The 9549-nt window shown below is 64.1% G+C and carries 6 protein-coding genes; 5 read left to right on the forward strand and 1 reads right to left on the reverse strand.

Annotation, left to right across the window (positions count from 1 at the left end):
* Positions 1 to 104 precede the first annotated feature (104 nt).
* From ACTIAO_RS15730 to ACTIAO_RS15740, 3 genes are all read left to right on the forward strand, one after another.
* On the forward strand, positions 105 to 1244 hold the full coding sequence (locus tag ACTIAO_RS15730) for a 5-(carboxyamino)imidazole ribonucleotide synthase (RefSeq protein WP_441907109.1): 1140 nt from the start codon (positions 105 to 107) through the stop codon (positions 1242 to 1244).
* 149 nt (positions 1245 to 1393) lie between these two features.
* Positions 1394 to 1861, forward strand: coding sequence for a 5-(carboxyamino)imidazole ribonucleotide mutase (gene purE, locus ACTIAO_RS15735; RefSeq protein ID WP_441907110.1), 468 nt, complete (start codon positions 1394 to 1396; stop codon positions 1859 to 1861).
* Entirely contained in the window at positions 1858 to 3315 is a 1458-nt protein-coding gene (locus ACTIAO_RS15740) for an LCP family protein (protein WP_441907105.1), read from the forward strand. Before purE ends, ACTIAO_RS15740 begins: the two co-directional genes overlap by 4 nt.
* 3 nt (positions 3316 to 3318) lie before the next feature.
* On the opposite strand, the gene ACTIAO_RS15745 is transcribed toward ACTIAO_RS15740, so the two are convergent.
* The gene (locus ACTIAO_RS15745; RefSeq protein ID WP_441907106.1) at positions 3319 to 5043 is read right to left on the reverse strand and encodes a DUF4012 domain-containing protein; all 1725 of its coding nucleotides are present in this window, start codon (positions 5041 to 5043) and stop codon (positions 3319 to 3321) included.
* 229 nt (positions 5044 to 5272) lie between these two features.
* Between ACTIAO_RS15745 and ACTIAO_RS15750 the strand changes: the two genes are divergently transcribed.
* Together ACTIAO_RS15750 and ACTIAO_RS15755 are read left to right on the forward strand one after the other, a co-directional pair.
* Positions 5273 to 6346: a glycosyltransferase gene (locus ACTIAO_RS15750; protein ID WP_441907107.1), complete on the forward strand. Its 1074-nt coding sequence runs from the start codon at positions 5273 to 5275 to the stop codon at positions 6344 to 6346.
* Positions 6347 to 6642: 296 nt separating this feature from the next.
* Positions 6643 to 9330 (forward strand): hypothetical protein, encoded by a 2688-nt coding sequence (locus ACTIAO_RS15755; RefSeq protein ID WP_441907108.1) that lies wholly within the window; start codon positions 6643 to 6645, stop codon positions 9328 to 9330.
* Positions 9331 to 9549 lie beyond the last annotated feature (219 nt).

Here is a 9549-nt window from a genome sequence, read left to right on the forward strand (position 1 = left end):
CCTCGCGCACCGAGACGCCCAGGCACTCCCCGAGGGCGACGCTCCCCGCTGACCCGCACCGCTCCCGCCATACGGAAGAATGGATGCGACGAACGGAGAACCACATGGCGTTGCGCGTGGGTGTGATCGGCGGCGGACAGCTCGCTCGAATGATGATCGCTCCGGCGGTCGAACTCGGTATCGACATCCGAGTGCTCGCCGAGTCCGAGGGCATGTCCGCCCAGCTCGCGGCGACCGCGGTGGGTGACTACCGCGACCTCGAGACGGTCCGCGCCTTCGTGAGGGATGTCGACGTCGTCACGTTCGATCACGAGCATGTGCCGCAGGAGGTGCTGCGCGCCCTCATCGCAGACGGCGTCTCCGTGCACCCGGGCCCCGATGCGCTGCAGTTCGCGCAGGACAAACTCGACATGCGCGCACGTCTCACCGAGCTCGGCGTTCCTCAGCCCGACTGGGCTCGCGTCGAGAACATCGATGAGCTCCAGGCCTTCCTCGACGACCACGGCGGCAGCGCCGTCGTGAAGACGCCGCGCGGCGGATACGACGGCAAGGGCGTGCGCGTCGTGCACTCCGCCGATGACGCAGCGGACTGGTTCGCACGCCTTTCGACAGGCTCAGCAGCCGCGGGCGATGCGCTGCTGGTCGAGGAGCTTGTGTCGTTCCGACGCGAGCTCGCCCAGCAGATTGCTCGCCGGCCCAGCGGTCAGATGGTCGCGTATCCGGTCGTGGAGACCGTGCAGCGCGACGGCGTGTGCGCCGAAGTCTTCGCCCCAGCTCCCGGAGCGGGGGACCGACTCGTGCAGGTCGCCGAGGGCATCGGCCGTCAGATCGCCGACGGACTCGGCGTCACCGGGATTCTGGCGGTCGAGCTGTTCGAGACCGATGATGAGCGGCTTCTCGTGAACGAGCTGGCGATGCGCCCGCACAACAGCGGGCACTGGAGCCAGGACGGCGCCGTGACCGGCCAGTTCGAGCAGCACCTGCGCGCGGTCGCCGACCTGCCGCTGGGGGATGCGAGCCCCAGGGCGCAATGGGCGGCGATGGTGAACATCCTCGGCGGTCCTGCAGAGGGCTCCTTCGAGGATCGATTCGAGGCGGCGATGTCTGAGCACCCCGATGCGAAGATCCACACCTATGGCAAGGTCGCCCGTCCGGGGCGCAAGGTCGGGCATGTGAACGCAGCGGGCGACGATCTGGATGACGTCGTCTACACCGCTCGCGCTGCCGCCGCCCACTTCGCCTGAGGCACCGCCGGTCGTTGAGCGAGCGAAGCGCGCCGAAACGCGCTGAGCGAGCGTAGCGAGTCGAAGCGGGTGATCGTGCCATCAGAAAGTACCCTGGGGGAGTGACTGAGCCACTGCATTCCTCTGCTGTGCCCGTTGTCGGCGTTGTGATGGGTTCCGACTCCGACTGGCGTGTGATGAGCGACGCCTCACAGGCGCTCACTGATTTCGACATTCCGCATGAAGTAGAGGTCGTCTCGGCGCACCGCACGCCCGACAAGCTCATGCAGTACGCGCGCGAAGCGCGCGGTCGCGGCATCCGGGTCATCATCGCCGGCGCGGGGGGAGCGGCCCACCTGCCGGGAATGCTCGCGTCGATGACCGCTCTGCCGGTCATCGGGGTTCCGGTGCCGTTGGCGTATCTGGACGGCATGGACTCGCTGCTCTCGATCGTGCAGATGCCGGCGGGCATCCCCGTCGCCACAGTCTCGATCGGTGGCGCACGCAATGCCGGCATCCTGGCCGCTCGAATTCTCGGTACCGGCGATGATGCGCTTGCAGACCGCGTCGAGGAGTACGCACGCACCCTCGAGTCGCAGGTGGCGGAGAAGAACGAGCGTCTCAAGGGTTCGCTGTGACCCTGGCCGCACCGCGCGGCAGCGCATCGGTGAGGCCGCGAAAGCCACTGATCGAGCCGCGTCCGCTGCGCAACCCCGACACCGCAGACCCGGCCTTCATGGGACGCCGCGGGTGGTGGCTGGTCGTCATGAACGTGCTGGTTCCCGGTTCCGCACAGGTCCTCGCCGGTCGCAATCGCAAGCTCGGCAGGTTCGGCCTGGGGGCGACGCTGCTCGGGTGGTTCCTCGTGCTCTGCGTGATCGTCATGGCACTGGTCTGGCAGTCGGGATTGATCACGTTCGGCTCGAACTGGTTCGTTCTCACGCTGGTTCAAGTGCTGCTCATCGCGTATGCGGTGCTCTGGGTCGTGCTGACACTGAGCACGCTGGGCATCGTGCGCTTGATCAAAGTGCCGCCGATCTCGCGCCTCGCGATTCCTGTTGTCGCCCTCGTCATTGTGGGTCTGCTCAGCGGTGGTGCGGGGTACGCGTCGACCATCGTCGCATCCAGCCGAGGCGCGATCAACGACATCTTCGGACAGAGCGGGCCGAGTCTTCCGCCCAGCGACGGCTACTACAACATCCTGCTGCTCGGTGCTGACAGCGGCGACGGACGCGACTCGATGCGCTTCGACAGCATCTCGGTGGTCTCGGTGAACGCCGACAGCGGGGCGGTGACGATCTTCGGCATTCCCCGTGAACTGCCCGGTGCACCGTTCAGCGAGGGAAGCCCGATGCAGGCGCTCTACCCGAACGGCTTCGAGGGTCATTCTTCGCAGAGCTGCGGCTGGAACCCGTGGATGAATCATGTGCGAAACGCCGCCGAGGTGTGCCGCGAGGACAAGGGCGCAGGGCTCTATCCGGATGCCGCGTCCCTTGGTTCCGCTCCCGGAATCGAGGCGACGAAGGATGCTGCGGCAGGGGTTCTCGGCATTGAGATCCCGTACTACATCTTCGTCGACATGAACGGCTTCGCCGCCATGATCGACGCCCTCGGCGGTGTCGACATCAACGTCACCGAGCGGCTCCCGAAAGGCGGTCCGCCCGAGGGATGGCACGGCAACGACGTGAATGAATGGGCGATCGGCTGGATCGAGCCCGGTCAGCAGCACATGGACGGCGATACGGCGCAGTGGTACGCACGGTCGCGCTATACGACCAGTGACTGGGATCGCATGCAGCGACAGCGCGAGCTCCAGATCGCGATTCTCGACCAGTTCACGCCGCAGAACATTCTGAGTCGATTCAATGACATCGCCGCCGCTGGCACGGTGCTGATCGACACGGACCTTCCGCGCGACAAGCTGAGCGAGTTCTTCGATCTGATGCTGAAGGCGAAGGAGCAGCCGGTCACAACGATCGAGCTCGTGCCGGAGAACGGCGTCGACGAGCACCAGCCTGACTACGCGTACATCCACGGCCTCGTGACACAGACTCTGCACCCGCCGACGCCGACCGCGACGCCCGAGCCATAGGCGCTAATCGCAGATGAGAGCACTCTCGCTTACGTCGACCTGAGTGAGCATCGGCGTGTGCCGTACGTGGGTGAACTGTTCTGCGGAGAGTGAGCCGGTGAACGTCGCCGTGACGGTGACGGACTCACCGCGGGGAACGGTCACGTCGTACTGCACGACGGGGCGCTCGCCGATCTGCGCTTGTGCATCACCGGATTCCTGCGGGGTCGCACCCTCTGGTCCGATCACTGAGATGAGCGTGCGCGTTGTGCCAGGTGCGAGCTCCTGATCGCCGGTGACGGAGGGTGGCAGATCGCCGGCGGGTGCAGCGTTGGTCCAGGTCACCTGCACCTGGGCGGTCTGATCGCCGTGGCATTCGCCGATGGCGCGAGCGATGGCAGCGTCAGCGTAGTAGTCCATCGTGCCGCCCGTGCGGTCGTTGAACAGCACGCCGACGTAGATGTCGTTCTCGGTGTCTTTGGGCAGTGTTCCGCCGAGAGCGGATGCTGCGAGTGCTGTCTGCTCTTCGGCATGGATGCTCCACAGGCGGATGTGGCCTGATGCTGCGGCATCCGAAAGCGCCCCGAGAACGGCAGCAGGGTCCTCTGAGGCGAGAAGTGAGGATGCGAGCGCGGTCGTGGCTTGGGCGACCAGGGCGTCGTGCGCGGCGGGGTCTGCGCCGGTCAAGGGGATCTCAGAGGCGAGAACCTCGCCGAGATCGTCGGCGCCTGCAGTGTATTCGCCGAAGGAGATCTGTCCGCTGGCCTCGGCCAGCTGCTGCAGGGCGACGGTGTCGACGGCGATGACGCCATCGATCGGGTCACCGTACTGCTGCTGCCATCGTGTCGCGAGCATGGCGCCCGCCTCGGCGAAGCCGGGGATGCTCGTTGCGTCGCTGACGATTCGTCCCGGAACATCGCCGAACAGCGCCAGTGTCGCCTCATCGAGGGGGAGCGGCGCGTCGAGCGCGGGGATCTCGTGTGCAGAAGCGGTGCGCTGGAGACTCAGCGAACCGCCCTCAGCGCGCACGAGTGCGATGGTCTGGACCGCGCCGCCGTGGGAGCGAAGCGCAGCGTTGTTCTGGACTGCGATTAGGTAGGTGCGGGGACCGTTGCCGCCGAGCATGTTCGGCAGCAGTACGGAGGCTCCGTGGATGGCGCCGACGGTGGTGGAGGCGTCATGGACGAGATCCTGAGCCTGAACGATCACGTCTCCCAGCATCGGCAGCGTGACATCTGTGCTGATGCGCTGAGCCCGCAGATCCGCTGCGGCGAGGATCTCGGCCGATTCGCTGAGCGGCTCTTGCATATGGGCGAGCGGCCCTACGTCGATGCGCGAGCCGCTCAAGCCGAGGGTTGCCAGGTCGGCTTGTGCTGCGACGGCGATCACGGGTGCGACTGCATCGGTCGCGACCTCGCTCGTGATCTCGGCGATCTCGCGGAAAGACGTGAAGTCGCCGCCGATCCAGGGGATGAACTCGAAGGTGCGCCACACCGGGTCGGAGGTGAGGTCATGGGCGAGGGCTGCGTGCTGCTCGAGGCGCGGGACGATCTGCTCAGCGCGCCGGAAGTCGCGATCTTTGATGCTGGAGTGCAGCTGTCCGACTGAATTGCGGACATTCTGCAATTCACTTGCGGCGCCGAACCCGCGGAAGAAGACCCAGCCGGTCGCGAGGAGAAGGACGAGCAGGACTACGCCGATCACCCAGCCCACCCAGCGTCGCCTCGGTGGCAGTCGACCGTCACTCATGAGTGCATTCAAGCACGCTCGCGACGATCCGGTCGAGGAAGCCCGCCCGCCACTCTCGGTCCCTGAGCCTGCCACTCTCGGTCCCTGAGTCCGCCACCCTCGGTCCCTGGGCCTGTCACTCTCGGTCCCTGAGCCTGTCGAAGGGTGCGCCCGCCAGTCTCGGTCCCTGAGCCTGTCGAAGGGTGCGCCGGTCCGAGGCCGTCCGGGGTCGCCCTACTATCCTTTCGTTATGGGTGCTCAGCTGCGCGTCGTTCTCGACCAGATCGCGACTGTTGTCGACGCCGACCAGGCCCAGGCGGCGCGTGATCTCGTCGCGGGGTTGGTGACCAGCGCACCGTCTGGGTGCACGGTAGAGGTGATCATCCCCGCTGGCGGAGAAGTCGACATTGCCGGCGTCGCCGAGGTTCGCTCTCTCAGGCTCGGGCGTCGTGAACTGGCGACATCGTGGCAGATGGGCATCGCACCGGGGGTGGGCGGCGGTCTGATCCACGCGCCGTCTCTGATGGCGCCGCTCATCAAGCATGATCGCGTGCACGACAATGATCAGGTCGCGCTGACGGTGTGGGGTCTGAGCGCGTGGGAGGCGCCGCAGAACCTGTCGAAGTCGAACGTCGCATGGCAGCGAGGGATGCTTCGCCGGGCGGCGAAGCACGCAGATGCTGTTGTCGTTCCCACGCACGCGATGGCCGAGAAGATCAAGGACTTCGCGAAGCTCGGCGATCGGGTGCGAGTGATCGCCGGTGCCGCTCCCGAGGGTTTCGTCATGCCTCTGGATGCTGCGCGCAGGCGCGAGACGCTGTCACTGCCAGAGCGGTATCTCGTTCTCGCCGGTCCCGAGAGTGAGTTGGAGCACGGTTTTCGCGCGGCTGCGGCGGCGGATATCGACGTCGTCGTCCTCGACGCGGTCGAGGGGGCGGAGCCTCGTCTGGTCGAGATGGCGTCGGCGGCAGGATTGCCGGAGCGTCGTGCCCACGTTCGAGGGCGTCTAGCGGCTTCGGATCGTGCGGCCGTATTCGGCAGTGCAGCAGCTTTCGTGGCACCCAGCTCGGTTTCGGCATGGCCGTGGCGCGCGATGGAAGCGCTCACACTTCAGGTGCCCGTTGTCGCTGCTAACAGCGGTGTGCACCGTGATGTCATCGCGGAAGGCGGTGCGCTGGTCGCGCACGACGAGATGGCGGATGCTGTCGTCGATGCCATCGGCGCAGGGGAGAGGCGACTGCGGGTGCTTGCTGCGGATCGCGCCAAAGCGTTCTCATGGGCGAGTGCCGCGGAGCGTGTGTGGGCGCTTCATGCGGAGTTGTGACAGCAGTTTTGTGCCGCCTCGGCGGGGCAGACCTGAGGATGCTGTTTAAGCACTGAGAATTATGACGACACGCGTCAAAATACCCGAACAATTGGATCACAGTGGCATCATTGCGCGACTTCCGTCACACTAGTCACATGTCTAGACGTGCCTCACGCCCCAGCGGCATGCGTGGAATCACCAGATTCGTCACAGTTCTCATCGCGGTGTTAGCCGTCGCCATAAGCGGAGTTGCGCCGCTTGGAGCGGCTAGTGCGTCTGCAACAGTCAGTTCCTCCGCGGATCTCGCACGGACTGTGAGCGACCCGGCACAGACGGGGCTCGTCAAGACGTCACTGGCCGGGTTCAGCGCCGGCAACATCATCAGCGACGCCGTTTTCACTAACAAAGGCACGATGAGCGAAGCTCAGATCCAGTCCTTCCTCAACTCCAAGGTTCCTTCGTGTCAGTCGGGGTATGTCTGTCTGAAAGACCTCCGAACCGTGACGCAGTCGAAGCCCGCGGACTCGTACTGCTCTGGGTATTCGGGCTCATCGAACGAGTCCGGTGCGAGCATCATCTACCGCGTTGCTCAGGCTTGCAATATCAACCCCCAGGTTCTGATCGTCATGCTCCAGAAGGAGCAGGGTCTTGTCACCCACACCTGGCCGAGCGACTGGCGTTATAACGCGGCGATGGGCCAGGCCTGCCCGGATACAGCTCCCTGCGACACTGCGTTCGCTGGTTTCTTCGCTCAGGTTTACGGCGCAGCGCGTCAGATGCAGATCTACCTCGAGGGCCGTTGGTTCCAGTGGTATAAGGCCGGTCAAACCTGGCAGATCCAGTACCACCCAGATCGCGACCGTTGCGGCACAGGCCCGGTCTACATCGAGAACAAGGCGACGGAAGCCCTCTACTACTACACGCCGTACCAGCCCAACGCAGCGGCGCTGGCCGCCGGATACGGCGAGGGCGACAGCTGCGGCGCCTATGGCAACCGCAACTTCTACAACTACTTCACGGACTGGTTCGGATCGACGCAGGCGGTGGCGAATAGCCCGTTTGGGAACATCGAGGTGGTACAAGCACTGCCTGGGGAGTTTCAGATCGCCGGCTGGGTTGCAGATCTCGATACGCGTGACCCGATTGCGATCCACGTCTACGTAGGGAGCGTCGGGACGGCTCATGTCGCAGACCGCGCGCGTGACGATGTAGGTGCTGCCTACCCTGCCGTTGGACCGAATCATGGATTTGACGTCAGAGTGCCCGCGATCGGCGCAGGAGCGGTGGATGTTTGCGTTTACGGCATCAATGTCGGTTCGGGCGCAAACGTGCTGTTCCTATGTAAGACCTTGCAATCGTTGAGCGGCGCACCGCAGGGGCTCCTTGACTCCGTTGTGCCAGTCGATGGGGGCGTCCAGGTTGATGGTTGGGCCGTCGACTTGGACTCGGTGGAGCCCACTTCGGTACACGTCTACGTCGATTCGGTTGGGACGGCCATCACCGCTGATAAGAAGCGGCCAGATCTAGTACCTCACTTTCCGGCGTACGGCGAGAACCACGGTTTCTCCGCCAAGGTTCCGGCATCGCCTGGAAGACACGAGGTATGTGTATACGCAATGAACTTGGGCCCGGGCTCTCCGGTACTGCTGCGCTGTCAGACAGTGGACGTGCCCGGTACCGTTGACCTCGGCCGTCCTCCCTTCGGTGGCTTCGAAGGTATATCGCTCGACGGCAAGGTCGCGACCGCGTCCGGATGGGCCATTGACCCCGACACTACGGCGCCGATCAGCATTCATTTGTACGTCGGTGCGGTGGGCGAGGCGTATACCGCTAACAAGACGCGTTCAGATGTCGGCGCCGCTTACCCCGCCTACGGCAGCAAACATGGTTTTGTTGAGCAACTAGACATGCCCGTCGGGACAACTGACGTCTGCGCCTATGCCATCAATAATGGCGCGGGCGGTCATACGTTGCTTGGATGCCGTTCGGTTACCGTCACTAGTCCCGTCGGCCCGGATCTCGGCCGTTCACCTTTCGGGTCTTTCGAGGGGGTGGAGGTGCATGAGGATGGAGCTACGGTGAGTGGCTGGGCGATTGACCCGGATACGGCAGAGCCGATCTCCGTCCACATCTACGTTGACTCAACGAGTGCTGCCTATATGGCGGACAAGGCCCGAAATGACGTGGGCGCGGCGTATCCGACGTATGGTCCAAGGCATGCATTCGCAGAGAAGATAGCAGTCTCGCACGGCACGCATCAGATCTGTGTATATGCGATCAATAGCGGTGTCGGCGGACATACTTTCCTCGGTTGCAAGTCCGTTACAATCGCACCGCCGCCTACGCCAGACCTCGGACGAACTCCATTCGGCGCTTTCGAGGGAGCATCAGCGTACGTGGGTGGCGCAGAGGTGAGCGGCTGGGCCATCGACCCGGATACATCTGAACCGATTTCGGTCCACATCTACGTTGATTCAACGAGCGCAGCGTACTTTGCGGACAAGGCTCGGAACGACGTCGGCGCAGCATACCCAGCGTCGGGGCCCAAACACGGTTTCGCAGAACGCATCTCGATGGAGCCCGGCACTCATCAGGTCTGCGTCTATGCCATCAACAACGGCGAGGGCGGTCATACGTACCTCGGGTGTCGTACCGTATCGGTGGCGGGTCCCACGGCGCCTGACCTCGGCCGCACTCCGTTTGGCAACTTTGAAGGCGTAAGTGTCGAAGCTGGTGCCGCTACCGTCAGTGGCTGGGCGATTGACCCGGATACGTCAGAACCAATCTCGGTACATATCTACGTCGATTCGACGAGCGCTGCATATATGGCAGACAAGGCCCGCAACGATGTCGGCGCGGCTTTCCCTGCAGCAGGACCGATTCATGGCTTCGGGGAGCGCATAGAAATGTCATCCGGCGCCCACCAAATTTGTGTTTACGCCATCAACAATGGCGCAGGCGGCCATAGTTTCCTTGGCTGTAAAGAGGTGGTTATCAACTGAGCCGGCGGTCTTCGTCGTAGAGTCGGCGAACAACATCGAGCTGGCACGATTGAGGCGCTCTGGTTTTGTTGGAGACGCCTGGCCTTGGAACGGATCGAATAGCACGAGTCTCCATCAGTCCCAGGGCGCTTCACCACCGGGGCAGTGACAAGCAAGCCAACCGGGTGAGTATTCGGAGGGTTGAGCACCGCTGAGTATCGCGGTTGAGCACCAGGCGAT

Origin of the sequence: Microbacterium sp., assembly GCF_052099035.1 — a bacterium.
GTDB lineage: Bacteria > Actinomycetota > Actinomycetes > Actinomycetales > Microbacteriaceae > Microbacterium.

What these genes read in the sequence shown, in the direction of transcription:
- ACTIAO_RS15750 (WP_441907107.1), top strand. Translation starts at nt 5,273, where the DNA reads ATGGGTGCTCAGCTGCGCGTCGTTCTCGACCAGATCGCGACTGTTGTC.
- ACTIAO_RS15730 (WP_441907109.1), top strand. Translation starts at nt 105, where the DNA reads ATGGCGTTGCGCGTGGGTGTGATCGGCGGCGGACAGCTCGCTCGAATG.
- ACTIAO_RS15745 (WP_441907106.1), bottom strand. Translation starts at nt 5,043, where the DNA reads ATGAGTGACGGTCGACTGCCACCGAGGCGACGCTGGGTGGGCTGGGTG.
- purE (WP_441907110.1), top strand. Translation starts at nt 1,394, where the DNA reads ATGGGTTCCGACTCCGACTGGCGTGTGATGAGCGACGCCTCACAGGCG.